Below are 25,607 nucleotides of genomic sequence, written 5' to 3'. Positions count from 1 at the left end.
ATGTGACTTAGTACGATAAGCTCACTATCTATTAAAAGGCATAAAGCTTAAGAAGGGTAGTCCAATTTCTTAAAAGTTCCTAAATTTTCAACAATTTTCACCGTCTTCTCATGTCTATATATGTAAAAAAGACCGCTATGACGCGGCCTGTGAGCATGTTCCTGTGGGTCCAAAATAATGTTGGGTCACAGGGATGAAAATGGTAAACTCCAATACTAAAATGGATCTTTCCTATATCAACCTATATGTTAAGGCGAGCTTCTTAACCATTGGTCTGACGACTCGCCAGAATTTGTTTATAAACATCAATAGCCGACTGACGGGATGTTTTCAGATCAACAATCGCATCCTGGCGGGGCTGATGAATCTCTTTGCTATGCAAATCCTTCAGGTCAGGCAGCCATTTGCGGATATAATCGCCTTGAGAATCATACTTCTCTGACTGTGTCACGGGGTTGTTCACCCGAAAGTATGGAGCTGCATTCTCTCCAAGTGATGCACACCACAACCAGTTGCCCCGGTTTTGAATGTTGTCATAGTCACTGAGCTTGCGTCTGAAATACGCTTCGCCCAGCGTAAAGGGGCATTGCAGGTTTTTGGTAAGAAACATCGCGGTCAGAATACGAAGCCGATTCGGCATATGTCCCGTCTCATTCAGTTCCGTCATCGCTGCGTCGATAATCGGAATGCCTGTTTCGCCCTTGCACCACCGTTCGAAGTAGTAATCGCTGAGCGGCGACAGATCGTAACTTTTCTCATATGTAAAATAATGACTCTCATACACTGCCCGATACAGGTAGAAGTCACGGAAGCACAATTGTCTGATCCATTCGTCCGAATAGTCCGTGCGTTTCGCAGCATCATACATCTTGCGGATGGATACAGCTCCCACAGCTACATAAGAACTGAGACGGCTCGGTTCATATGCTTCATATTCATCCCGATGGTCTCCGTAATCGGCAATCCTGTCGGACAGAAAGCAGTCCAATACGAGATGAGGATCATTCAAATCTGAACTATTAAATGCCAGCAAATGTGGGGGTACCTGGAAGGTCTCCGGCCACTCTATCTGCTGATCACTGACCTTCATATCCGCAACCGTAGTGGTTGATGCTGGATTGGGATGCTCATTCATGAATTCCACCCAGCGCCGGTGGAAAGCGGCAAAAACTTTATATGGCTCCGACTTGCCCGTAAAATCAGCGAACCCCGGCAGGTCCATCAGCAAATGATCCGTCAGCTGCGTAAATGTGACATCTCGTTCCTCGGTTACCTTGCGTATTCCACGATCCCGTTCGATTGCATACGGGGTCATATCCCGATGAACAATGACTTCATCTACACGACTTTGCATTTGTTCGAGGATGTAATCAATCACCTCAGCTGGTTTGCCATAAGCCACGTGCAGCTTGCGGCCTGACTCCCGATACCGCTTACCAAGCTTTACAGCATGCTGTAGAAAGTTCACTCCGCTATGTTCCTGATCACGCCCCTGCCGCAGCAGGAAAGGATCATAAATGAGCACATGCAGACTCTCCGCATCCTGATTCCGCAAATAATCGAATGCGACCAGATCATCTGTACGCAAATCTTTGCGATGTATGAATAACTTCATGCTTCATCCTCCTGCGTGAACTTCTGCCTACTTTGCCGTTAATTCTTCATATAGTCTGCTTGTCTCCGACTCCGGTTGATGTCCCAGTTCCTCAAGCAGGGTCAGCGTAAATGAATGATATATTCTGAGTATGGCTTGTTGATCATCCATGGATGCATATACTCTCATCATTAATCGGCAGATCTCCTCGGCATAGGGCTCCCGTTCCTGTAGTTCGCTCAATTGCTCTATCGCTTCCTTGCCACGTCCATGCTTCATGTCCCATTCGGCGATATCCATAACCAGCCCCACATATTTACGTCTCAGATCTCTCACTTTGGATTGAGCCCAGCGATAATCATGCTCCTCCAGATAATCACCACGATAGAGCGGGATAATATCCCTCAACTGATCCACATTGTCTGACGTAACGGCAGCGTATGCTGTCCTTTGCTCGAATTGCTCTACATCACTGACCAGATTACCCGATAACAGACGATAACGGTTCATGTTGTATTCCAGCTTGCCTGTCATGCTCCATTCCTTCAGCAGTTTGCGGATCTGATATACGGAAGTATGCAAATGCGTTAGGCCTTTCTCTTGTGAGACATCTGCCCACAACTGATCGAGCAGAATCTCTTTGCTTACCCAATCCCCTCTATGGTGAAACAAAAACGCAAACAGTTCCTGCGATTTGGCTGTGCGCCACTTGTGCTTCTGTGCTTCCGGGTCCAGGCTTCTGTAGATATCCAGATGTTTGAAAGTAAGCAATCCAGGTACATGGGTATCCACTCCCACGGCCTCAAGTTCCTGATCCTCAGCAGTTGCAGCAACCTGAGAGGATGACGATATCATTCCTGCAGCAATGCGATCAATCGTTTTGGCAAGTCGCACTGAACTTACCGGCTTCAGGACATAATCCAGCGCCTCAAGCTCAAAGGCATCAACCGCATAATCGGCGTAAGCCGTTACAAATATAATGCGAATACTGCTGTCCAATTGCTGTATATATTCAGCCGCTTCCAGTCCATTCATTTCCGGCATGCCAATGTCGAGAAACACAACGTCCACACGCTCATTTGCCAGAAAATCCAGACCGGCACGGGCTGTCGAAAAACACTGCATGGGAATAATCCGCCCATCCGATCGTAAGAGGCGCTCCAGATGAAGCTGCGCCGGTTTCTCGTCATCGATTACAATGGCTTTCATCGCTCTTCCAGCCTCCTGCCATGAAATATTCAATGGGAATACCGCGTATACTGGCATCCGCTTATTCCTTTTTAACCAGATCCAACTCAAGAGGCTCGTTATTTGGAGATGAGCCCCTCCTTCACAGGTATGCGGAACCGTATTATCGTTCCTTTTCCCGAATGGCTCTGAATCTCCAGTCCGTGACCATACAAGGACAACAGACGCCGATTTATATTCTGCAGCCCTACACCTCCAGGACCTTCCGTGCGCCCGGAATGTACCTGAGCCAAACGCTCAGGGGGTATGCCCACTCCATCATCCTGAACCTGAATGACAATGTGCTCACCTTCCCTTAGAATGCCAAGGTTAACCGTACCGCCTGCAGCACGCGCCATCACCCCATGTCGAATTGCATTCTCCACAAGCGGTTGAATACTGAGCGGTGGCAGGTACAGACGCACATCCGGGTCTACATCATAATGAACTACCAAACGTTCCTCAAACCTTGCCTGCTCCAGATGTACATAGGACTCCACCAATTCCAGTTCCTTGGCAAGCGGAACCAGTTGGTCGCGGTTCTGGAAGTCGAAACTTCCCCGCAGGTATTGGCTCAGTTCAATAAGCAGATCGGTCGCTTTGTCCGGATTGACAGCGCATGTTGCAATAATGACGTTGAGCGCATTATATAGAAAGTGCGGTTTGATCTGAGCCTGCAAAAAAGCCATTTCCGTGCGAACAACCTCCTGTACCGAGGTACGCATCTCAATTAACGTCCGTACCCGGGCACGCAGTTCACCTGCATCTACAGGTTTGCTCAGAAAGTCATTTGCTCCTGCCTGGAATCCCATTTTGATGTCCTCAGGCATCCCGCGAGCCGTCAGCATCAGTATGGGCAGTTCGGACAGGGAACTGCTCTCCCGCAGCTTGCGACATAGCTCAAGCCCGGACATTTGCGGCATCATCCAATCGGTAATGACAAGAGCAATGGATGGGTGTTCTTCACGCAGTTTTAATGCCGCAGCCCCACTATCCGCTGCAATGACACGATATCGTTCCGTCGATAACAGGTTGAACAGGACCTGTCGGTTCACGGGATCATCATCTACAATTAGAATGGTATGTTCAGCTTCCACAATCTCATCTGTCTCATCCCAATCGATTGCAGCCGTATCCTGTGCTCTTATTTCTTGAGCAGCTACATATTGGGCTGCAACAGGTCTCGAACTTGCCTGCAGCAGCGGAAATTGAACAATGGGCAGAGTGAAATGAAAGGTCGAACCTTCACCCGGCTTCGATTCTACCCAGATGGTCCCTCCGCCAAGCTCGACCAGTTTGCGAGTGATACTCAGCCCAAGGCCAGTTCCCCCGTTAACCCTCTCACTTGTTCCGTTGCCCTGTTCGTAAGACTGAAATATGTCTTCCAGTTTATCTGCAGCAATTCCAACCCCCGTATCCGCAACAGATACCGTCACCAGAGCTCCATCCACACGGGCATACAGCCGAATTTCCCCTTGCTTCGTATACTTATACGCATTGCCCAGCAAATTGTACAGAACCTGTCTTAGTCGATCCTCGTCGGCCTCAACCAACGGTAACGCTGGCGGCCATTGCTGAATCAGCACAATCGGTTTGTCCTCAAAGGTGAAACCAGAGACTTCAACGACTGTTCGAGCAACCGATTCGAGATCAACAGCACTCCGTTTTAATTCAATTTCACCATTTTTGAGCTTGGAAAAATCCAGAATATCGTTTACCAGCAGCGAAAGCCGCTTTCCAGTGGACGTGATCATGGACAGATTTTTGGCCTGCTTGGGTGTTACCGCCCCGGCCGCCCCTTCCAACATCGATTGCGCAATATTAATGATGCCATGCAGGGGAGTTCTCAGTTCATGGGACGTATTCGCCATAAATTCATCCTTGAGACTGTCGATGGCAAGCAAACGTTCAGACAACGCTTCAACTTCACGGAATGATTGTGCGAACCGGATCGCTGTTAGAATCATCTGTGCAAAAACAAATAACAGCAGCTCGTACAGCGCAAGAAATGTCGTATCCACAGTGGTGAAAGCACCCACGGTGTGCAGCACAACCACCATAAATATACTCATCATGCTCATCAGGACAAAATGACCATCATTCGGTCGCTTTTTCAGCCAATGGAGCATGGCTCGTAACGTGTAACCAATGACCACAATTGAAATCAGCAGCATAGGCAGCTCCAGCATGGAGAACAGCACAGGAGACAATATAAGACCCACCGCGCATTGGACTAGTACCAGAACCACACCCAAGCGAACAAACCATGAATGGACCGCTCCAGGTACAAGCGCATCCATATAACGAAGCAAGTAATAATACGCAAGAGCCGCGCTAATTAATTGAATCCGCAGAAATTCATTATTCGGCAGGAATGGTAACAGTGTCCCCAGCAACTTCTCTCCATGAGTCAAAGCGTACATCGCACCGGACAGGCTGAATAATCCCAGATACCGAAGCTCTTTTTCACTGCGTCGCAGCCGGAAAAGCATCAGGAAGAAGGCAGCTGGCAGAATAAATCCGAACAGGGTCATCAGGTCCTGGAGCCAGTCCTGCTGTTGGCTTTTCAGAATGCTGTGCTCGTCCCCGAACAAAACGGATGCAATGATGCCGCCAGACGAGTAGCTGTAATTGGATACCTGAATGATAATATCTGCAACGTTGCCTTCTATGGAGGTAAATCCCGTAAAAGGCAAATTGAGCTGAATATCCGTATTTTGCGTTGTGCCTGGCAGCCCTTTGCCGCCAATCTCTTTGCCATCTATAAATATCCGATGGGCCATACGAATATTTTGGGTACGTATCCCATAATCATTCTTCTCTGCTCTTGGGGGAATTCGAACACGCAAATGATAGGTCCCATACCCATGCGCCTCTCCCATAGTCCCATTCCAGCGGGATGGGACATGGATAGGTAAAGGCTCGGAGAGGGGCTTGCGTCCTGATAAATGCGCCTCAAAGTCAACGGGTGCCAACAATTGCCCCGGATAGAAATCCCACGTACCATTCAGGGATGCAGCCCCCTGCCTGTCGAAATCCCAGCGTGTCAGATCCAGGACCCCGTCCCTCCCATGAGGATTTCCGCGCTCGGAAAATAACGTTTGTACAATGGATCCTAGAGGAAAGACAACAATACATATAAAGCTAATGGTGAGCATAATCCAGTGTTTTCTCATCTATGTAATCCTTCCGCCTCCATCGCGAGAGACGTCTAATTTTGTCGTTTTATATCTATAACTCCATGTTACACGTTTCTGTTGCGGACGGAAATAGTTCTTCTATGATATTTTAACACCAAAAAAGCCACAGGCTTAACTACCGGAATGCAGACCGGAGTAAGACCTGTGACTTATTTAAATTTGCTGACATCTGTTTTACTTCTCTGTTGTACTTCTCCCTTTTTCTTACGCTTGCCCAACCACTTGGGCCAGTTTCTGTACAATTCCGGCCCAGCCCTGCTCCATCCGTTCACGAACCATGGCATGAGCTTGTCCAAATTCAGTCAGCTTGTCGGCATCCCAGCCACTGTGAATCAATGTAAAATCTGTATCTTGTCCTTGCTCCGTCAGTTCAAATGTTAGTGTCCAGTCCTTACCCCATTGGAATGACAGCTTGTGTGGCGGTTGAACCTCTGTGACCTTGCATGGTGATTTCCCGAAGGGTCCTGCCTCCAATATAAATTCATGCCCTTCCACCGGCTCCAGATTGCTCGGCATAAACCATGATTCCAAGCCTTTGGAAGTCGATACAATTCCCCATACGTTCTCCACAGGTGCGTGAAGCAACAATTGTTCCCGAATATCCGGCAATGCACTTGAAGATTCCATTCGAATCGCCTCCTAGTATATATATCAGCATTTTTCATCTTTCCATTTGATCGCTCATGGGATTATGCAAAATGCCCTTTTCACTTATTGTTCAAGATTCAATAATGCGTGTCAAATATATTCAGCTAACAACAGGTATTCTGTTGACCAACCCTTCAAACCAAATCTATAATTGGAACATATTACATAAAGGTGCGTGATTCCTATGTTAGTCTGCTCCGAAAAATCCAATTCCAACCGTTGCCGGAAGGGATAAACCTCACAGGCATTCCCTTCCACTGCTTATTTTAATTATGTTGCGGAGGAAACGCTACATGTCTTTTAGTTATTATGGTCCATTATGTACCGAATCGACTGTTACGAAATAATCACACTAAAAAGGGATGCCCTCCGTCATGTTCATGACTTGTGGGGCATCCCTTTTCAATTGCATTTATATAAATGTTCTAATCAAGATTAATATCCGCGGGAATATTGCTCTGCAATAGCCGCTTTATCTTTGCTGACGCCGAGTTCCAGAGCTGCATGAGTCGCCCAGTACGGATCGCGCAGCATGCCTCTGCCAACGGCAACCAGATCAGCGTCACCGTTGCCGATAACTGCTTGAGCCAAAGCTGAATCCTCAAGCATTCCCACCGCGATGACAGGAACGTTCAATTCTTCACGGAAACGACGGGCAAATGGAACCTGGTAACCAGGGTAGTTCCCCGGTTTACGTTGTCCGGAAGATCCTTCACCACCGGAGCTGATGTGGAACATGTCCACGCCGGCTGCCTGATAGGCACGAGACATTTCAATGGTATGATCAATATCATATCCGCCATCGGCGTATTCTATGGCCGAAATCCGCATAATCAACGGCATATCTTCCGGCATTTCTTTCTTCGCCGCACGGATAATCTCAACGCCAAAACGGGAAAGATCCTGTCCATACACATCCTCACGATGATTCATCAACGGAGAATGGAATTGGTGAATGAGGTAACCATGAGCACCATGCAGCTCAATGGCGTCGACCCCGGCAGCTACTGCACGTCGTACCCCGTCCGCGAACTTCTGTACCATGGCTTGTGCTTCCTCTGTTGTTAAAGCGTGTGGCGTATTGAAGCTTTCTCCAGGGAAGGTAACCACCGACGGAGCTACAGGCCGAGCCGCATCCTCTGCTTTACGTCCTGCATGCGCGATCTGAATCGCCACTTTGGAGCCATGAGCGTGAATGCCATCCACCAGTTTGGCAAAGGCAGGAATGTGATCGTCCGACCAGATGCCCAGGTCATTATCGGTGATGCGTCCGTCCGGATCAACATCCGTCATCTCAATTATAATCAATCCAGTACCCCCAACGGCACGGCTTACATAGTGAACTTGGTGCCAATCATTCGGAATACCATCTTTGGCAGTTACGGAATATTGGCACATTGGCGCCATGACGACACGGTTATTTAATTGAAGCCCCTTAATTTGAAACGGGGAAAATAATTTCTCTGTCATTTCAGGTACATCTCCTATTCAATAAGGTATATGTTAAGGCGTTTACTTGTTTTGCTGATCGGAAAATAGCTTTCCATTCTTGCCGTAGTTACTCTTTTCCAGATCCTCAATGAAAATGAATACGTTACTCGGATCGACGTCCAGTGTCTCACAAGCCACTTGGGTCATCCGTTCAATCAGCTGGCGTTTCTGCTCCGTCGTCTTGCCTTCCAGCACTTTAACGGTTATAAATGGCATGGCTAAATTCACATCCTTTTATCATTGATTATTATGAACTTTACCTACAGAAAAACAAGTACGTACTTTTTTGTGAGATAGTACCCTTTTTTATACCTAGTTGGTCCTTTCTTTCCTCCGATGCGTCCGGCATAACTCGAAATGGACCCAAAACATGATATGATAGCCCTACAGACATACTGGAAATAATATACCCACTTTATATAAGTTGTATCTAACGGTTACACGAAAACGGACCTCATAGTGTTTCAGTGTAAAATAAGTAATTCAACTTATATAATAAACCGAAGCCAAAGGAGCGATTACTGGTGAAAGATATTTTAATTCAAAGACTCACAACCTATGCTCAAATGGATACGCAATCCGATGAAAACAGTGAAACCTGTCCTTCCACACCAGGCCAACTGGTCTTGGGAAAACACCTTGTTGAAGAATGCAAATCCATTGGTTTGCAGGAAGTGACGATGGATGAGAACGGCTATGTGATGGCTACACTGCCATCCAATACAGACAAAGATGTTCCTGTGATCGGTTTTCTCGCTCACCTGGATACAGCGACCGACTTTACAGGCAAAGATGTAAAACCACAGGTGATCGACAACTATGATGGACAAGATATTGTACTGAATCAGGAACTGGATGTGGTGTTATCCACCACCGATTTCCCGGAACTGCGTGAATATAAAGGCCACACCCTGATCACAACAGACGGCACAACACTGCTTGGTGCGGATAACAAAGCAGGCATTACCGAGATCATGACGGCGATGGCCTATCTGATTGAACACCCGGAAGTGAAACACGGGAAGATTCGCGTCGCTTTTACACCGGATGAAGAGATCGGCCGCGGGCCGCATAAGTTCGATGTCCCTGCTTTTGGAGCCAAATATGCCTATACGGTGGACGGCGGACCGCTCGGCGAGCTGGAATACGAAAGCTTCAACGCGGCGGCTGCCAAAATCACAGTACGGGGCACCAACGTGCACCCGGGAACAGCCAAAAATAAGATGGTCAATTCCGCCAAAATTGCGATGGAGCTGAACCGCCGTCTGCCTGCGGAGGAAGCTCCCGAATTCACAGAGGGGTATGAAGGATTCTATCATCTGTTATCCATCGAGGGAGACGTCGAATTGACCAAGATGAGCTACATCATCCGGGATTTCGATCGAGAGAAGTTTGAGGAACGCAAAGCGTATTTGTTGAGTGTCGTGGACGAGTTAAAGAGCAAATATGGCGAGAAGAGCATCTCCATTGAATTGAATGATCAGTACTATAACATGCGTGAGAAAATCGAACCTGTGCGTCAGATCGTCGATATTGCACATGAAGCGATGACCCGCCTGGATATCGAGCCTGTCATCCGTCCGATTCGCGGAGGAACAGACGGTTCCCAGCTCTCATACATGGGTATGCCTACACCCAACATCTTCACTGGCGGAGAGAACTATCACGGCAAGTTTGAATATGTATCGGTTGATAATATGGTGAAAGCCACACAAGTCATCGTGGAAATTGCCCAATTATTCGAACAGCGCGGAGATGTTTAATCGAAGCATAAAGCTGCAGCACAGCAATTAAAATGGATCATTCACCAACAGGTGAAGGCAAGGGCACCCTCTTTCATGTGATAAGCTGAGGGTGTCTTTTGCCGTTCCGTGCACCTTATTTATTCATACATATTGCCTCCCGCAATTTCACGCAGCTGATCCAGATTGCAGATGACCATGCTGCGCTGTTCTTTACGGATGATTTCACGGTCGCAGAGATCATGGATGACCCGGTTCAAGTGTCTATAGCTCGTGCCCAGCATATCTGCCAGCTCTGTCAGCTTGGAGGTCTGGATTTCTTCGGTGACTTGTTCCCCTTGCTCCATCGTGGACAACAGATAACTCGCAAAGCGGCTCTCGACCGGATATAGCAGATTGAGACTCGACAGATTCGAGAAGGTATACAACTTATGGGTCACATGACTGAGCATAAAATGGAGGAACTTCGGGTTCTCAGCATAAGTATTTTTGAGATAGCGATAGCTTACACCGAGCAGCAGGCTCTTGTTGACGGACTCAACCGTATTTTTGGCTTCCTTGCCATTCACCAGCTCCAGATCACCTACGAGTGCAGGCGGCATACTGAAACGAAGCAACAGTGACTTACCGTTTGGCAGCGTTGTATAAATCTTGAGTTTGCCCTGAACGAGAAAATACAATCGCTCGGGGCGTTCACCTTTGGCACATATAATCTCGCCTTTGGAGGCTTCAAGTAACCTTAATTCAGCAAGCGCAGGCTCGTCGAGCACCTGATCCAGGCCATGCTCCCGCGCAAGCTGATGCAGCAATTCAAAGTCCATGATTTCTCTCATCTCGGATTAACCCCCAATGAAATTTAACCGTCTACTAATGGACCCAGGTCCTTTTATCCGATAAAGAAGAAGCCTAAGCGGCCTTCTGCGTATTATACCAAATGCTCATATAACAAAGAGGACTTGGAAGTCCCATGATGGAGTTTCCAAGCCCTCTTTTTATATCTTTTTATCGTGCTGTAAGTGTATCTTGTGTTGTATCTAAATCTGTTATTCCTTTATTATTTGGCAGCTTTATTTAATTCTCTTCCTACTACCTCGGCCTCAGACTCCCAGCACTCCACTTCACCCGGAATGTGAATACGGTCCCGCGTAAAGATCGGGTCACGCCCTTCGGCTTTTTGCTTCTTATAATCCTTCAACGCATCAAATGTCACCTTGGACAGCATCAGGATGGCAATGAGATTCACCACCACCATCAGCCCCATGAACAGGTCGGCCAGATCCCATACCAGCTGTACTTTGGCAACAGCACCGAAAAGAACCATTGCGATGACACAGACACGGTATACCCACAGCCATACTTTACTGGATTTGATAAACTCAATATTGGTTTCCCCATAGTAATAATTCCCGATAAGCGTACTAAAGGCAAACAGAAACACCATAACTGCCAAAAATCCGGACGCCCATGAACCAATATGCACACTTAATGCCGCCTGGGTCAATTCAATTCCACCCAAATTCGAGCCTTTGTACACGCCTGATAACAAAATAATCATGGCTGTGCTTGTACAAATGACCAACGTATCCGTCAACACGCCCAATGCCTGAATAAGTCCTTGTTTGACCGGATGTGTAGTATGCGCCGTAGCCGCAGCGTTCGGTGCACTACCCATACCTGCTTCATTGGAGAACAAACCACGTTTGACACCATTCATCAGCGCAGCTCCAAGTGTACCACCAGCGACCTGTTCAATGCCGAAGGCATTTTTCACAATCAGCGCAATCATGGCCGGAAGCTGGGTGATGTTCGACAGAACAACAAATGCAGCTACGCCAATGTATAACACCGCAAGAACAACGACAATGTATTCGGACGCCTTGGCAATCCGTTTAACACCGCCCATTATGATTCCAGCAAACACAACAGCCATAATAATACCCACGGTCAACCGATCGATGCCGAATGAATTTTTGAATGCCACCGTAATCGTGTTGGACTGCACCGCATTAAAGACCAAACCGAACGACAATGTGATGAGAATCGCGAACAAAATTCCCATCCAGCGTTTCCCAAGGCCACGCTCCATATAATAAGCCGGACCCCCGCGGAATCCGCCCTTATCTTTGATTTTATAAATTTGAGCAAGTGTACTCTCTACAAAACTGGAGGCTGAACCAAAGATCGCGATGACCCACATCCAGAATACAGCCCCGGGTCCCCCCAGTGCAATTGCCAGTGCAATACCGGTAATATTCCCGGTACCTACGCGGGCTGCCATACTGATACAAAATGCCTGAAACGGCGAAATTTTGCCGGGCTCCTTACTTCTCGGCTCCCTAAGCACTTTCACCATATCTCCAATCATGCGGAATTGCATGAACCGGGTCTTGGTCGTAAAGTACAGACCGCATACCACCAACAATATGATTAACAGCTTGGACCACAGAAAATCATTGAAAACTGCAATAATATCTTGTATTGTTTGCTCCATTGGCAATGCCCCTTTTCGTAGATGGTTCATTAAAAAGTGTTTCCCAGCTGTATGACTGAGCGAAAAATTCTTATACTACTTCATAGAGCATCGTTTGTACCATTCTGCACATCTCGGAATCCACATTTTCGGATGTTACTTATACTACAGGGGCATCTACGGAAATCGACAAATACCTACACAGAATCATTTAAATTTTTTTATAAATAAGCAACGTTTATCCATTCACTGTTACTTTATCTGACATATCGGTCGCATACACGGGTCTTCACATCGGGATATACAACCAAGTATGATAATAGAGGACATCAAAAGCAGGATAAATCGTCTTCACCCATACATTTTTCTCATAACGACTTCATCAGAAAGGAGGTCACTGAAATGCGTTATTTTATTGTGGATGATGATCCTGGCGTACGATCCATGCTAATGGATATCATTGAAGATGAGGGGCTTGGAGACATTGCGGGAGAAGCAGAGGATGGAGCTCACATTACTGCCGAACTGCTTGAGCTGCACAAGGTGGATGTACTGCTAATTGATCTGCTCATGCCGCAGCGAGACGGGATTCAGACCATACGTGCGCTTGAAGGAAGGTTCAATGGCAAGATCGTGATGATCTCCCAGATAGAATCGAAAAATATGATTGGGGAAGCCTATTCTCTTGGCATTGAATATTATATTACGAAGCCGATTAATCGGCTGGAGATTCTGTCTGTTCTGCGACTGGTGGACGAACGTCTTCGTATGCAGCAATCCATCGCAGATATTCAACGTACACTGCAGGGACTCTCCAGACTGCAATCTTCCGAACGTACTGCAACACCGGTTCCCGACAAAACGATTACGACGGCAGGACATTTCCTGCTATCCGAGATGGGCATGATCGGGGAAGCAGGCAGCAGAGATCTGCTGGACATGCTGGAATACCTGGAGCAGATTGAAACCGAGGAACATAAGCTCTCTCCATACACGTTCCCGTCACTTAAGGATATCTTCCAGAATGTAGCCCTGCGCAAGTTGGGCACTGATGCTTCAGCAGCAGAAGTGACAAAGGAGATCAAAGCATCCGAACAGCGCGTACGCCGTGCCATTTTCCAAACATTGAGCCATGTCGTATCGCTCGGGCTCACGGATTATACACATCCGAAGTTCGAGAACTATGCGTCAAAGTTCTTTGATTTTACGGAAATTCGCAAAAAAATGCTGGAACTGCAAAACAATGTGGAGCCCTCCTTGTCCCAGACCCGCATTAATACGAAAAAGTTCGTTCAGGTGCTGTATCTGGAAGCCAAGCGGCTGTTGCATTAAATAGTAACAAAAATATGCGCGTATGATCGTACTGGAATTGATTCAGCATTCGTTCTTCCTGCTGTCTATTCCAGCTATTATCATGCGCGCATAATTGCCTAAAAGTGCATCTATATCCATCAAGCCCTTGGCTTGCTCAGGTTCATTCGATTATACTCATTAATCAATTCATCCAGTACCATGGACTGCTGAAGCACATCGGGGTGTCCAAATCTACCCTCGTTATGCTCTACCAACATATGAAGGTTATGTCTGGCTTTCTCTATTTGATTTTTCAATTCCAAACTCATAACCATCGCGTCTGATCCCTCCTTATTTCTGTGTTACATTTTAGGTTTTCCTGTCAATCTATAGTTGGATTAACATATGGCATAGTTGGCATGGATGTTTTGTATCCTTCTCCAAATTTTGATAGTCACTGATACCATCTCTATAGGGCTATCCGTAAATGGCTCTGGAGCGCCTTATTGAAGGTAAGATTGTAAGTTTACAAAGCAAATTTCCCCCACTACCTTCATAATCAAACAGTTGTGTCATTATTGTGTATGTTAAAAAAACAAAAAAGCACCTCTCAATATACAGGCTACCCAAGGGGTTATCCTATATCGATAGAGAGGTGCTTCATTATTTAATCAGGTTAATTAATGCGTGACCTTCACTGTAATCAATTCACTGGAAACCGATCCACTTTCATTGATCCATTCCACAACGTATTTATACTCTCCAGGTTCGAGATCGTTGATCGCTGCTGTCGCTGTCTGTGCATTCTGGGATGCAGCAGTCAACGGCTGGCTGTCGATCTCTTGACCGTTCTCATACAGACGATAGGAAGTGGCATTTGTGCCCCACCACAAATTCATCGTAATGATATAGTTTCCATCTCCATCCCAATTGTCATGAGAGAGCACCGGTTTTGCTGGCGCTGCATCACGCACGGTTACGGTATGGGGAGCACATTCAGTTATTCCCTTTGAATTGATCAATTCACAAGTATATTCATACGTACCGTTTACCCGGCCCGAAATATTGGTAGATGCCTTTTGGGCGGAAGGGCTTGAGGCGGTGAGCTTCTGGGTATCGATCAGTTCACCGTTCTCATACAATTTATACTGTGTACCGTTATTCCCCCACCACATATTCATCGTGATAGTGTATGTTCCATCCGCCAAACCATCGCCATGCTGGTTATCGTCGGACAAGGACGGTACACCTGGTGCACCTGTGGCTTGGTCTGCGGCAATGACTGTCACTTCCACGGAAAGCTCGGTGATGAGCCCCGCACCATTAACCGCCTTGGCTGTAAAGATGTGTTTTCCCACCAGACCCGTCAGTGCAATCTCATCACCCTGTTCTACGACCTCACCATCCCAAGTCAATTCCAGAAGAGTGATTCCGGACTCCGGATCTTCTGCCTTCACATCAACTTGGAGTACATCTTCTTCGCTCATCTGTTCCGCAGGCATGCCAGTAATGACCGGAGGTGTGGTATCTTCGGGTTCTTGCGGAGCACCTACATAACGAATATTCGGTGCCGCTGGCTGCTCCATGCCTACTCCCAGATGGAAGCCGGTATGTGGCGGCTGGTTATAGGCTACATTTTGCCAAGCTACGCCAAGTCGATAGACCGGATCATGCATCAACGTGCGAATACGTACATCCGTCTCATCTGTCGTCGTATAAATACGTAATTCCGAGCTGTCCTGACTGCGCCACATCACTTCTTCACGCCAGTCACCAAACAGGTCAGCCTGCAAACTCGGATTGGCTTTAGTGCCATTGTTCGAAGCCGAACCTGTTGCTGTCAGCAGATTAACTGTCGTTTGGTTCGCATAATCCCACTTGTCGATACGAATATCGTCCTGAAGCTCACGCAGCAGGTCACCGTCCCACCAGATACCGAAGTTCGTGGACGATGGAATCTTCGTCGTGATCAGTTCACCCTGAGCGCTGTAAAGCCCGGTGATTGGAATATGTTCAGCATTGGTGATCGTTGCAGCCCACACCTCAGACCCCGGATAATTTGGATCAATATCCGCAGCCATGCCGCGTCCGGTATCGATACCTGTGAACACACCCCAGAGAATCTCTCCTGTAGCGGCATCACGCATTTCCATACCGTACTGCGAATCTTTATGTTCGTGTACGTCGAACACTTCCAATCCTGGACGAGTCGGGTCCAGATCACTCAGATGCATGGCATCGCCATGACCAAGCTTCGTATTGTAGAGCGGTTTGCCATCATCATCGATGGCCATGGCGCCAAATGTAATCTCATCCTTGCCATCGCCATCCACATCTGCAACCGAGAGGTTATGGTTTCCTTGGCCTGCGTACTCGCCGTAGCCATCATCGTTGGAGTCAAAACGCCACACTTTGCTCAGCTTGCCATCACGGAAATTGTAGGACGCGAGCACGGTACGTGTATAATATCCACGGCTGAACATCGCACTTGGATGTTCACCGTCCAGATACGCCACCGCTGCGAGGAAACGGTCCACCCGGTTTCCATAGCCATCGCCCCATGAAGCCACATCTCCACGCGGCGGATCATATTCCACCGTATCCAGCGCTGCTCCGGTTTCACCATCAAACACCGTCAGGAATTCATCCCCAAGCAGAACGTAGCCCGAACTGTTCCGGTGGTCTGCATTGGCGTCACCAATGACTTTCCCTAGTCCATCGACGGTACCATCTGCGGTACGCATCATCAGTTCCGCTCTGCCATCACCGTCGAAGTCATAGACCAGGAATGGAGAGTAGTGCGCACCCGCTCGGATATTCGGCCCCATATTGATGCGCCAGAGTCTTGTTCCATCCAGCTTGTAGGCATCCATATAGACAATGCCGGTATATCCGGATTGGGAATTATCCTTGCCGTTGTTGGGCGACCACATCAGGACAATCTCATATTCACCATCACCATCGACATCGCCAACACTGGCATCACCCGCATAATACGAATACGGCTGTCCGTCTTTCGTATACGCATCCGCAGGTTTTTGCAGTGGTACAGACAGATACTGCTCCTGCCAAACGCCAAATTCCTTCGTTGCTGCTTTTTCAATGCCGTTTTGTACCGTCATGACACGATATTTGGACGCATCCGTTCCTTCGGCATCCGTAAAGTTGGTGCTTCCCGTTATCGGTTCATCGTTAAGCTTCACGCCATCCCGATACAAATTAAAGGCAATGGTCTCGGCATCCAGACCCAGCATGCGCCAGCCGATATAGTTGCCGTTTTCCGTTTTTACAGCGACCGGAGCACGGTCCAAATATTCCATTTCGCGATTCAGCGTCGTTGCTACCGGTGTTTCAAGTGCACCCGAAAGTTCGGATACCCCACCCGCATTCACAGACGCCACTTTATAGAAATAAGGAATGGTGCTGAGAATGGTGGAGTCTGTGTATACTGTCTCCTTGGTACGAGCAATTAGATCATACGGCCCATCCAGCTTCACAGCGCGATAGATTTGATATGCACGTGCACCTGCTGCTTCCGTCCAGCTGAAGGAAACATCATTTTTGTTGATGCTTTGTAACGACAGGCCTGAAGGAACCTCTGCCTTGTCTACAGATGAATCAATCGTCGATACAGGCAAAGCATTGGATGCAACCGATTCTGTTCCTGTACGATCCGCAGCCGTTACCATATATACATAATTCATGCCCAGGTCGACCTTGTTGTCGATATAGGTTGTTGTATCGGTAGTTGCCAGCAACTCGGCCTTGGCCGCTCCAGTGGACTGACGGTATACCTTATACTGCACGTCATCCCCAATAGCGTCCCATGACAATGCAGCACTGATTGGGTCACTCTCCAGATCCAGGCCATCCAGCTTTAGATTAGAAGGGGCCACCAATACTGGTGTAATCTCAAGCCCGTTGAGATGGGCCGTTTGCCCGCTGAAGATCAGATTCATCTGTCCATCCTGAACGTTAATCTGGTTGATCACTTTTTCGGCTATATTTTGAGCGCCGGAAGATACCGTTCCATAATCTTTGCCTTCAATATTGATGTTGGTCCGCGCCGAACCAATCCAGTCCCCGTGTACGTCTTGACCGAATAGGTACCATTCGGCAGATCAATTTTGAATTCATATGAGCCGTTAAAATAGATCACGAAGTCACGACGCAGGTTATCCGTCGCACTGCCACGATCCCGATCGGCCATATTGGCGGAAGACGTTAATCCATAACCGCGTTCAGGCGTATACAGCGTATTTCGATTGACTTCCGTATACCCTTCAGCAACCGGAGAACCTACCGGGCCAAAGTCATATCGATACGCAGCCGATTTGGTGGTGAAGCTGACTTCATCCGAAGGTTCGGATTCGCCGCGGCCATTCACAGCGGTTACTCGAACCGTGTACGACTTTCCTTCGACCAGTCCGCTCAGCGTTAAAGTCGGTATGGTTGCCGTTCCTGCCAGCTTGTAGGCAGATTCCGGCTCTGTTGAAAGTTTGCGGTACACTTTGTAGATGTCTGCGGTGTCATCGGCCGTCCATTTCAGTACTGCTCCGGCGTTGCTGATGCTGCCTGCCTTCAATCCAGCAGGTTTGGCTGGCAATTCAGCCGGAACTTCGGCATCCTGGACCGCTTCCGATAAGGGCAGGTCCAGATCGCGAACCGCACCTGCAACCAGACGGGCGATCTGAATCGCTCCGTATTCCTGGAAGTGGGTATTATCCGTTGCCCCATTCGGGAACGCCTGATAGATACCTGGTGATACATGGAGGAAGACAGACAATGTCGCTTCCGGTCCAATGGAATCATAGTACGCAATGCTGAGTGCGCTCAGATCGATCAGCTTCACATTTTTCTCTGAAGCTACTTCCTTCATCGCCTGCACATATTCAGGGAAGGATACATTGAACTTGCCTGTGTCTGCGTTAAAGTCCCTACGCCCCATTGGCGTTACCAGAATTGGCGTAGCTCCCCGCTGCTGCACTCCGTCTATGTAGGTTTTCAGATAGTTCTTGTAATCGGCGGGTGAAGCATAGCGGTCAGGAACACTGATCGTTGCATCATTGTGTCCGAACTGCACGAACAGATAATCTCCCGGACGAATGAGACGCAGAATTTCATCCAATCGGCCTTCAAAAATAAAGGATTTGGAACTGCGTCCACCGATGGAATGGTTTTTAATGTCCACGGCATCACTGAAAAAGGACGGGAACATTTGCCCCAACCCGCTTGGGGCTCCCAATATGGGTTATAGGTCTGCATCGTGGAGTCACCTGCAAGGTACACAGCAGGTTTGTTACCTGCTTCGCGTTCCTGCTGTTTGGTGATCACAAGTGCATTGATATTGGCGGCCGTTCCGGAGAATTCAAAGTTCATCTGCCCATCCACCAGTGCAATATCGAAGCTCATCTCCAGATATTCACCCGCTGGCTTGGTGTTCTGCTGAACCTTGCTCATGCTCTCCACTTTGATCGCAATATCCGTGCTGCCTGCACTGTCACCAGCAACAAGGGAGACGGTGTAGTCACCGTTCGGCAGATCCACCTTAAATCCGCTCCCATCAGCAACGGTGGCAAAATCCGATTTGATCGGATCACTTGTACCCCGATCCTGCACCGTTACCTTGGACACATCGGTGAATCCATAGCCACGTTCCGTGGAATATGCAGACACTGCGTCCACGCCTGTATATCCATACGCAACAGCTCCTGAACCAAAGTCGAATTTATAAGTGCCTCCTCCCGCAGCTTCATCAGCCGATACGGCTGCACTTGCTGTTGGTGTGCCAAACAGGCTCCCCCACCCCAGACTGGAAATGGTAAATACCCATAGGAGCAAAACCAAGCCAACTTGCCGCGTCTTCGCGATCATGAACACCCATCCTTTCGTTTCCTCATCAATGAATGATTACAGCCAGAACGATGGTACAACTTTTAAGTAAGCGGTTACATTACCACTCGATACTATCCCTTCTTCCAGGGAATGAACATGCAATTTTCCGTCTTTTTCCACCAAAAAACCGATCTCTTCATTTTTGATCTCTACCACAAGCCTTACAAGGGATCGGATAATGCTCCAAAAGGTAATAAAATCCCTTTTCATACGTAATTCATTCAGGTACAATAGGGCGATGTGTGTGTCCGGACCAGGCGGATGCGAATTAAGAAATATAGAGGACGGTTCAGCTTCTAGCGGATCATCCTGATTTGATTATTTGGAGGCTCATCAACACCATGCAAACTGATTCACAGACTAAAGTCAAAATCATAAACGCCGATCCCAGCGCGATGGGATTATTTGGGTTGGCTATCGTTACTCTGGTCGCTTCCTCCCAAAAGCTTGGCATTACAGATGGCCTTAGTTACGCCATTCCTTGGGCGATCTTCCTCGGTGCCTTTGCCCAGCTGTTCGCTTGCATTCAAGATTCCAAACGCAACAATACCTTTGGTACAACTGCATTCGGCGCATACGCATTCTTCTGGTTCGCCATGGGTGCCAACTGGTTGATCAAAATGGGCGTGTTTGGCTCCACTCTTGCGGAACAGGCAGATGGCAAGCAGCTCGGATTTGCTTTTGCCGGATACCTCGTGTTCACCCTGTTTATGACACTGGGTGCCGTTGAAGCCAACAAAGTATTGCTCATCATTTTTATTCTCATTGACTTCCTGTTCCTTGGCCTGACCTTTGACGCTTTCGGCGTAGCTCCTCATATCTTCCATACCATTGCTGCTTATGCTGAAATGGGAATCGGAATCGTGTCGTTGTACGGCACAGGCGCTTCTGTACTGAATGCTCATTTTGGCTACACGTTCCTGCCTGTTGGCGGACCGTCTGGCATTTTCAAAGCCAAGGCTTAATATACAGCATCAAACCGCCAGGGCGCCGGTCCCGCCTGGCGGTTTTTTTGATTCATGCTTCACTTGAATATGGATATAACCGACTACTATACTAGAACTAACATATAGAGACGATGGACACAGCAAGTCTTGCAAAGTACATCAGCCATACTGTCAGGAGGACCATAAAGAATGAGAGAGATACCTAAACCTACGGGGTTTGATCAAGTGGAGAGAAAGTATGTGCGCGAAACACGTTGTTTTAAGACGGCGAGAGTGTTCCCAACCGATGTAAATAATCATAATACGTTGTTTGGCGGCAAACTCATGTCCTACATCGATGACATTGCATCGATTGCCGCATCCAAGTTATGCCGGGTCAATACCGTCACAGCTTCCACGGATTCGGTCGATTTCTTGTATCCGATTAATCCGACGGATTCGGTGACGTTGGAATCCTTCGCATCATGGACGGGACGAAGTTCGATGGAGATTTTTGTGAAGGTAATCCGCGAGGATCTGAAGACGGGGAGAAGAAGATTGCGGCGACGGCATTCCTCACCTTTGTTGCATTGGATGAAAATAACCGCAAACTTATCGTTCCTCGCATCATTCCGGAGACGGAGGAAGAGAAGAAATTATATGAGACTGCTCCAGCTCGGGCGGCCATGCGGAAACAACGGCGGGAAGAAAGCAAGAACTTCGCCGACTTCCTCACCGTTAGTTATCCCTGGGAATAAGAAATCCGAACACGTTATTCAGTCCTGCAGCTTACGTTCATGAATGGTCCGACCCTTCTGCCCTGGTTCAATCAGGAGACGGGTCGGTTTAATGTTTATCAGTGCAGTCAGCTGCTCCCCCATGTAATGGGAAGAATACTTGAACCCAATCTCTGCCCAGTGCATAATCACACCAACGGTGGCAGATACCAGATAACTCAGCATAATGTCATAATTAATGGTGTAGTCGCTGTCTTCGGTTACCAGTACAAAATCCTCGGTTAAGTAGGTTCTGAACATGTTGCAGAGTCTGGTTCCCATATCACCATGCATCGTCATCAAGGCTCGAAAGATGTCCTGGTGCGCTTCAATATATTTAAATACAGGCATCGTTGATGGCAGCAATGCCGTCATATCCACTTCTTTTAACTCCGCATAAGGTGAAGCATACGCTTGTCCTACTCCCTGCATGAAATCATCCAGAATAAATTGCAGCAGCTCGGGTTTACCGGGAAAATGTAAATAGAACGTTCCCCGGTTATAATCCGCCCGCTCCGTAATATCACGAATCGTGACGGCTTCAGCTCCCTTTTCCAATATCAAAGAAACTGCCGCAGCAATGATAGCATCCTGCGTTCTTCGTGCTCTCCGATCCTGAGGGTGTTCGATAATCAACATTTCCACCTCCTCTGTCCATTATTGTAATCTAAATGAACACCGCTTACATCTCTGTCCGATAGCTGACATATGCGCTGTCAATGATGATTGTCACATTTCTATGTATATCTTAACATTGAGATAGGAACGATAGACGACAGGTTCACTGTTTTTTTCACAGTTCACCTGATCTTAATGATAGAAGGAGCGGAACATTCATGAGTACATCCTATACCCAAACAGCAGTTATTACAGGAGCAGCCGGAGGCATCGGTAAAGAATTGGCACGTCGCCTTGCTGAACGCAAAATTAATTTGGTCCTGGTTGATCTGAACGAAGAAGCTATCCAGCAAACCATTACGGATCTGCAAATCGACAAGGAGCACGTCATTGCGGTGAAAGCCAACGTATCTCAGGAAGCCGATGTGAAAAACTATGTGCAGCAAGCACTTGATGCGTTTGGCCGAATCGATTATTTTGCTAACAATGCCGGAATTGAAGGTCCAACAGGGCTTATTGAAGACCTTAGTGTTGAAGCACTCGACCTCGTATATAACGTCAATGTGCGCGGAGTCTTCCTTGGTCTTCAGAACGTTATCCCTGTCATGAAAAAACAAAAATCAGGCGCGATTCTGAATACCTCTTCCCTTGCAGGTCTGATGGGAGCTCCAGCTGTCTCTCCCTATATTATGTCCAAACATGCTGTTATTGGTCTCACTCGCACAGCAGCGAATGAACTCGCGCCTCATGGTATCCGGGTCAACGCGGTATTGCCAGGCACCATTAATACCCGCATGATGCGCCAAATCGAGGCAAATTCCGGTAACGTGGAAGATTATCAATCCGCTACTGTAGCCAGCATTCCGCTGGGCCGCTATGGTGAGCCGGAAGAAGTGGCCGCAATCATGAACTTCCTGTTATCGGAAGAAGCTTCTTATGTCACCGCTTCACTCTATACGGTCGATGGCGGTATGATGGGTCAATAACCAGTTAGTTGGAAAAAGAGTGCTTAGTAACGGGGCTTACCTATAAGGCTCGCCCCGATGAATGTTAAAATGACCTCAACATCCACCGTAACGTGGAAGCTGAGGTCATTTCTTTGATATCAAACACCGGGTGCACAACCGCAAAACTAAACCGTGTTAATCCACGTAGCCTGCGAGACCTTTTTCCATCAAGTAGTCCATTTCAGCATCCAGAATGCCTTCAACGGTCAACTCATCCAGTTTCACATCTTTACGGCTCAGAATGTAGTCGGCCAGATCGTCACCGTCGATATCCACGTCGCCTTTGGCATTTTCATGCGCCTTGTTAATATACGCCTGCTCATGCTTCAGGACCAGAGCGATATTTGCTTCGCTTGCCTTCGTCTTCTCTGCAATATATGCCTTCATTTCCTGTTCATTAATTGAGTTTGCTTCAGTCACGTCATAGTCAGCTCCTTGATTCATACATACTGTTGCCATTGTAGCATAGGTTAACCCACAACAGACATGCCTTATTCCTTATCCCTAGGATAAACGAACGTAGAATGTTGCGCCTTCCCCACCACACTGCGTGCATATATCTCGCCTTTGTGCTGTTCCACGATCGACCTTGCAATCGCAAGCCCCAATCCATGTCCACCATGTTTGCGTGCTCTGGAGGCATCCGTGCGATAGAAGCGATCGAAAATCCGGTCCAGATGCTCAGGCGCAATGCCCTCTCCTGTGTTGGAAACGGCCAGCACAACGTCATTGTTCTGTTTCTTCAACGATACGTTGACCGAGCCTTTGGCTCTGGAGTATTTCACGGCATTATCGAGCAGAATCAGAATGACCTGCTTGATCTGTTCGCTGTTGCCATGGACCATGAGCTGCGGCTCAATGCTGTAGTCCAGAGATATATTTTTCTCATAAATCACGGCTTCCATCGTCAAAATGATCGTCTCCACCGCATCGCTCATATTGAACTTGGAATGAATCATCGAGGATCTTGAATCGTCAATTTGAGTCAGGTATAACAGATCATTCGTCAGTCCCGACATGCGTTCCGTCTCCGACTTGATGTAATGTAGCCACTTAGCCTGATTCTCAATCGTATCCTCCCGGTTCGCGAGAAGCACATCGGTGTTGGTATTGATGATCGCCAGCGGCGTTTTCAACTCATGTGAAGCATCGGCTATGAACTGCTTTTGCTTCTCAAAGGCTTCCTTGACCGGGGTAATGGAACGATTGGCGAAATAGCGGCTCAGGAAGTAGATGACGATCAGCATGATCAAACCTACGACGGCAAAAGTATAAATCAGATTCGTAAGAATGCCCTGTTGGGCCGTCACATCGATAAACACAATCATATGCCCTGTGCTGCTCGGGTCGATCACATAAGCCCAGTCCGTTCCATTCAGTGTAAACTGTCCGGTCTTCCGATCCACATCGTCGACTTTATTCACCTTTTGCAAAGCTTCCGTATAGAACGTGTCGTCCATATCAAATCTGGAGTGCGTATCCGTAATTGTCCATGCAGTGTCTGTCTTGATCATGAACGACACGGAACGCCCTGGCGGTGAATTCGGATCACTCCCTGGAGCTCCGTTTTCTATAGAATCAGATGGGGGGACCCGTTCCCGAATCCCGATCTTCTCCACGCTGCATTTTGGTGGAATTGTACGGGCCATGATAGAAATCCGATACTTTGAACAGCTCCATGTTGGTTTCCCGCTGCACATTCTGGTACGTAATCATGTAGATCGTGGCAAAGGCAACCAGCATCATAATCGAGATGGATACCAGGTTCACGATCAGAAATCGGTTTCTGAGTTTCTTGAACATCAGGACGTCACCTCAAGTACGTACCCCACACCCCGAATCGTATTGATGCGGACCGAAGAGTTCAGGAAGGTTAATTTTTTGCGCAAAAACGAGATGTACACCTCCACATTGTTATACTCCACTTCCGAATCGAAACCCCACAACTTCTCAATAATCTGCTCTTTGGAGGTAATGGCCTGTTTGCGCGTAATCAGCAGTTCCAGCAGCTCATTTTCCTTCAAATTCAGCTTGATTTCCTTGCCTTGCACACTCAGCTTCAGCTGCGTCGTATTCAGTTCGATGTCACCGAACTTCAGTCCATCCTCCGGAACAACTTCTCCCTTCCTTCTCAGAGCGGCCCGAATCCGGGCGAGCAATTCCTCCGTCGCAAAGGGCTTCGCTATATAATCATCGGCTCCATAATCCAGCCCGGTCACTTTGTCTGAAATTTCTCCTTTGGCTGTGAGCAGAATGACAGGCGTATGATTGCCTTCGCTGCGCAGTTTCTTCAGCACGGTAATCCCGTCCATTTCCGGCATCATGATGTCGAGCAGTAATAGATCATAGATTCCGCTCAACGCATAATCCAGACCCGATCTCCCGTCATGCACCATGTCTACAGAGTAATTGTGTTTTTTCAATATTTGCGATACGGCTTCTGCCAAATGAACCTCATCTTCCGCAATCAGTATTCTCATCGGTTCTTCATTCCTCTGCATGAATTGTTTTCGATATATGTCAATCTATTATACCAACGATTGTATCAACGGAACCTTGAACCAATCTTAATTCATTATTTTTGGAGAACTATTAAAGGAAGGTAAAAAAAGATCAACGGAATGAGTCTTTTTTTGTTTATCAATAATGACTTGAGATTGAGTTCCTTCCGGATCCCGCGTGCGGATGAAAACGAACGGCCATCGCTAGGCTGTCAGGTA

At 47.7% G+C, this 25,607-nt stretch carries 21 protein-coding genes and 2 pseudogenes; 5 read left to right on the top strand and 18 right to left on the bottom strand.

Translation table 11 applies throughout. The features are described from left to right. Nucleotides 1-262: 262 nt before the first annotated feature. From ACTWJ7_RS03575 to ACTWJ7_RS03550, 6 genes are all read right to left on the bottom strand, one after another. Nucleotides 263-1,615, bottom strand: coding sequence for a cryptochrome/photolyase family protein (locus ACTWJ7_RS03575; RefSeq protein ID WP_301880442.1), 1,353 nt, complete (start codon nt 1,613-1,615; stop codon nt 263-265). A 27-nt stretch (nt 1,616-1,642) separates the two neighbouring features. Further along, nucleotides 1,643-2,803, bottom strand: a complete 1,161-nt coding sequence (locus ACTWJ7_RS03570; RefSeq protein ID WP_301880443.1) for a response regulator — start codon at nt 2,801-2,803, stop codon at nt 1,643-1,645. Nucleotides 2,804-2,901: 98 nt separating this feature from the next. Then, on the bottom strand, nt 2,902-5,997 hold the full coding sequence (locus ACTWJ7_RS03565; RefSeq protein ID WP_301880444.1) for an ATP-binding protein: 3,096 nt from the start codon (nt 5,995-5,997) through the stop codon (nt 2,902-2,904). 228 nt (nt 5,998-6,225) lie between these two features. Next, entirely contained in the window at nt 6,226-6,648 is a 423-nt protein-coding gene (locus tag ACTWJ7_RS03560; protein WP_079348046.1) for an SRPBCC family protein, read from the bottom strand. A gap of 456 nt (nt 6,649-7,104) precedes the next feature. Then, nucleotides 7,105-8,139 (bottom strand): NADH:flavin oxidoreductase/NADH oxidase, encoded by a 1,035-nt coding sequence (locus tag ACTWJ7_RS03555; protein WP_079348048.1) that lies wholly within the window; start codon nt 8,137-8,139, stop codon nt 7,105-7,107. A 42-nt stretch (nt 8,140-8,181) separates the two neighbouring features. After that, nucleotides 8,182-8,376: a tautomerase family protein gene (locus ACTWJ7_RS03550; protein ID WP_079348050.1), complete on the bottom strand. Its 195-nt coding sequence runs from the start codon at nt 8,374-8,376 to the stop codon at nt 8,182-8,184. A 308-nt stretch (nt 8,377-8,684) separates the two neighbouring features. Here ACTWJ7_RS03550 and pepT point away from each other — a divergent pair, with 308 nt between their 5' ends. After that, nucleotides 8,685-9,923: a peptidase T gene (gene pepT, locus ACTWJ7_RS03545; RefSeq protein ID WP_301880446.1), complete on the top strand. Its 1,239-nt coding sequence runs from the start codon at nt 8,685-8,687 to the stop codon at nt 9,921-9,923. Nucleotides 9,924-10,042: 119 nt separating this feature from the next. Here the strand turns inward: pepT and ACTWJ7_RS03540 are convergent, their stop codons facing one another. After that, nucleotides 10,043-10,735: a Crp/Fnr family transcriptional regulator gene (locus ACTWJ7_RS03540; protein WP_301880447.1), complete on the bottom strand. Its 693-nt coding sequence runs from the start codon at nt 10,733-10,735 to the stop codon at nt 10,043-10,045. Between the two features lie 221 nt (nt 10,736-10,956). Then, a complete protein-coding gene (locus tag ACTWJ7_RS03535; protein ID WP_301880448.1) occupies nt 10,957-12,393 on the bottom strand; it encodes an alanine/glycine:cation symporter family protein in 1,437 nt (478 codons plus the stop codon). A gap of 381 nt (nt 12,394-12,774) precedes the next feature. On the opposite strand from ACTWJ7_RS03535, the gene ACTWJ7_RS03530 reads away from it, so the two are divergent. Next, on the top strand, nt 12,775-13,704 hold the full coding sequence (locus ACTWJ7_RS03530; protein WP_301880449.1) for a response regulator: 930 nt from the start codon (nt 12,775-12,777) through the stop codon (nt 13,702-13,704). Between the two features lie 119 nt (nt 13,705-13,823). On the opposite strand, the gene ACTWJ7_RS03525 is transcribed toward ACTWJ7_RS03530, so the two are convergent. The 5 genes and pseudogenes from ACTWJ7_RS03525 to ACTWJ7_RS03505 form a co-directional block, all read right to left on the bottom strand. Then, complete coding sequence (locus tag ACTWJ7_RS03525; protein ID WP_024629767.1) at nt 13,824-14,000, bottom strand: aspartyl-phosphate phosphatase Spo0E family protein; 177 nt, start codon at nt 13,998-14,000, stop codon at nt 13,824-13,826. Between the two features lie 345 nt (nt 14,001-14,345). Beyond that, on the bottom strand, nt 14,346-16,985 hold the full coding sequence (locus tag ACTWJ7_RS03520) for a rhamnogalacturonan lyase family protein (RefSeq protein WP_443146335.1): 2,640 nt from the start codon (nt 16,983-16,985) through the stop codon (nt 14,346-14,348). Between the two features lie 680 nt (nt 16,986-17,665). Next, nucleotides 17,666-18,883 (bottom strand): GDSL-type esterase/lipase family protein, encoded by a 1,218-nt coding sequence (locus ACTWJ7_RS03515; RefSeq protein ID WP_443145132.1) that lies wholly within the window; start codon nt 18,881-18,883, stop codon nt 17,666-17,668. Between the two features lie 212 nt (nt 18,884-19,095). Continuing rightward, nucleotides 19,096-19,539: pseudogene (locus tag ACTWJ7_RS03510) on the bottom strand (hypothetical protein); the annotation flags it as partial. Nucleotides 19,540-19,575: 36 nt separating this feature from the next. After that, nucleotides 19,576-19,770, bottom strand: a complete 195-nt coding sequence (locus ACTWJ7_RS03505) for a hypothetical protein (protein ID WP_024629764.1) — start codon at nt 19,768-19,770, stop codon at nt 19,576-19,578. Between the two features lie 131 nt (nt 19,771-19,901). On the opposite strand from ACTWJ7_RS03505, the gene ACTWJ7_RS03500 reads away from it, so the two are divergent. Beyond that, nucleotides 19,902-20,525 (top strand): acetate uptake transporter, encoded by a 624-nt coding sequence (locus ACTWJ7_RS03500; protein ID WP_024629763.1) that lies wholly within the window; start codon nt 19,902-19,904, stop codon nt 20,523-20,525. Nucleotides 20,526-20,732: 207 nt separating this feature from the next. Continuing rightward, nucleotides 20,733-21,244, top strand: a pseudogene (locus ACTWJ7_RS03495) (acyl-CoA thioesterase). An 18-nt stretch (nt 21,245-21,262) separates the two neighbouring features. Here the strand turns inward: ACTWJ7_RS03495 and ACTWJ7_RS03490 are convergent. Further along, entirely contained in the window at nt 21,263-21,901 is a 639-nt protein-coding gene (locus tag ACTWJ7_RS03490; protein WP_301880451.1) for a TetR/AcrR family transcriptional regulator, read from the bottom strand. A gap of 197 nt (nt 21,902-22,098) precedes the next feature. Here ACTWJ7_RS03490 and ACTWJ7_RS03485 point away from each other — a divergent pair, with 197 nt between their 5' ends. Continuing rightward, a complete protein-coding gene (locus ACTWJ7_RS03485; RefSeq protein WP_301880452.1) occupies nt 22,099-22,866 on the top strand; it encodes an SDR family NAD(P)-dependent oxidoreductase in 768 nt (255 codons plus the stop codon). A 156-nt stretch (nt 22,867-23,022) separates the two neighbouring features. Here ACTWJ7_RS03485 and ACTWJ7_RS03480 read toward each other — a convergent pair whose 3' ends face one another. The 4 genes from ACTWJ7_RS03480 to ACTWJ7_RS03465 all read right to left on the bottom strand — a co-directional run bounded on the left by ACTWJ7_RS03480 (nt 23,023) and on the right by ACTWJ7_RS03465 (nt 25,367). After that, a complete protein-coding gene (locus ACTWJ7_RS03480; RefSeq protein WP_443145131.1) occupies nt 23,023-23,331 on the bottom strand; it encodes a hypothetical protein in 309 nt (102 codons plus the stop codon). A 47-nt stretch (nt 23,332-23,378) separates the two neighbouring features. Continuing rightward, the gene (locus ACTWJ7_RS03475; protein ID WP_443145130.1) at nt 23,379-24,401 is read right to left on the bottom strand and encodes a sensor histidine kinase; all 1,023 of its coding nucleotides are present in this window, start codon (nt 24,399-24,401) and stop codon (nt 23,379-23,381) included. A 64-nt stretch (nt 24,402-24,465) separates the two neighbouring features. Further along, a complete protein-coding gene (locus tag ACTWJ7_RS03470) occupies nt 24,466-24,690 on the bottom strand; it encodes a hypothetical protein (protein ID WP_443145129.1) in 225 nt (74 codons plus the stop codon). Continuing rightward, complete coding sequence (locus ACTWJ7_RS03465) at nt 24,690-25,367, bottom strand: response regulator transcription factor (protein ID WP_063567761.1); 678 nt, start codon at nt 25,365-25,367, stop codon at nt 24,690-24,692. The genes ACTWJ7_RS03470 and ACTWJ7_RS03465 overlap by 1 nt, the downstream gene beginning before the upstream one ends. Between the last annotated feature and the right edge of the window lie 240 nt (nt 25,368-25,607).

It is taken from the genome of Paenibacillus sp. 1A_MP2 (assembly GCF_052244825.1).
Classification (GTDB): domain Bacteria; phylum Bacillota; class Bacilli; order Paenibacillales; family Paenibacillaceae; genus Paenibacillus; species Paenibacillus vandeheii.
This window is presented reverse-complemented; position numbering and strand designations above follow the sequence as displayed.